Source organism: Frankia sp. CoWAU3 (genome assembly GCF_977971855.1).
The window spans coordinates 9,736-10,765 of the sequence record NZ_CDWWXB010000154.1 but is presented as its reverse complement, the minus strand read 5'-3'; the positions used below and the strand labels follow the sequence as shown (position 1 = coordinate 10,765).

The window sequence follows — 1,030 nt, the reverse complement described above, 5'->3', positions numbered from 1 at the left end:
GCGCAGCCCTGGGGAACCAGGTACGATGGTGGAAACCGCACAGACATCGGTACCGCCGTGCCGGACCGGAGCTGGTCCGCAACAGGTCTAGGACTTGGCCGCGACCGCCAGGAGCCGGCCCAGAACCATGCCCAGGGGAGACGATGACCAGTACAACGGAATTCGATGCGGCTTTGGCGCCGGCGCGAGACGTGGTCGCTGCGCAGCGTTCCGAGACCGACGCGTCGGTCGGATACGTCCAGGGCATCCTCAGCCACGACATCTCCACGGAACTCAGTCGGCTGCAACTGCTGGAATCACAGGTGGACCCGGCCACGCACGCCGTTCTCGAGGCGCGGGGAATCGCAGATGGAGGGCGGTTCCTGGAAATCGGTGCCGGTGCGGGTTCGGTCGCCTACTGGCTGGCCGACCGGTTCCCCGGCGGGGAGGTGACCGCGGTCGACGTGAGCACGAGTTTCCTCGACGACACCGGCCGGTCGAACCTGCGGATCGTCCAAGCGGACGTGCGCACCCACGACTTCGAGCCGGGCTCCTTCGACCTCATCCATGCCCGCACCGTCCTCATGCACATCCCCGAGCGTGAGGAGGTACTGCGGCGGCTGGTCTCCTGGCTGGCCCCGGGCGGCTGGCTGGTCACTGAGGATCTCGCGCTGTCCCCGGTTGACTCGTCACCGCACGACGGATTCCGGCACGCCTTCGAGGCGATCGGCCAGGCGATGGCGTCGTCGATCGGGTCGGACCTGTGGTGGGGGCGAACGCTGCCGGTGCCGCTGACCCGAGCGGGCCTGGTCGACGCCGGTCTGCACGCCACGTACTACCCGGTTGGCGGCTCCAACGAGATCGGGCGCCTGTGGCGTGCGACGTTCAGCCAGTCCGCCGACTACCTTGTCGCCAGCGGCCTGCTCACCCGCGCCGATCTCGACTCGGCCCTGGCCCTGCTCGCCGATCCCGACTTCCTCGACCTCGGGCCCAGCATCATCGCGGCCTGGGGCCGGCGCCCCCCGGCCTGAGCTTACGGGCGCGGGAACTT

At 69.2% G+C, this 1,030-nt stretch carries 1 protein-coding gene; it reads left to right on the top strand.

Annotation, left to right across the window (positions count from 1 at the left end; all coding sequences use genetic code 11):
• Nucleotides 1-143: 143 nt before the first annotated feature.
• A complete protein-coding gene (locus AC08ON_RS13400) occupies nt 144-1,010 on the top strand; it encodes a class I SAM-dependent methyltransferase (RefSeq protein WP_476607848.1) in 867 nt (288 codons plus the stop codon).
• Nucleotides 1,011-1,030 lie beyond the last annotated feature (20 nt).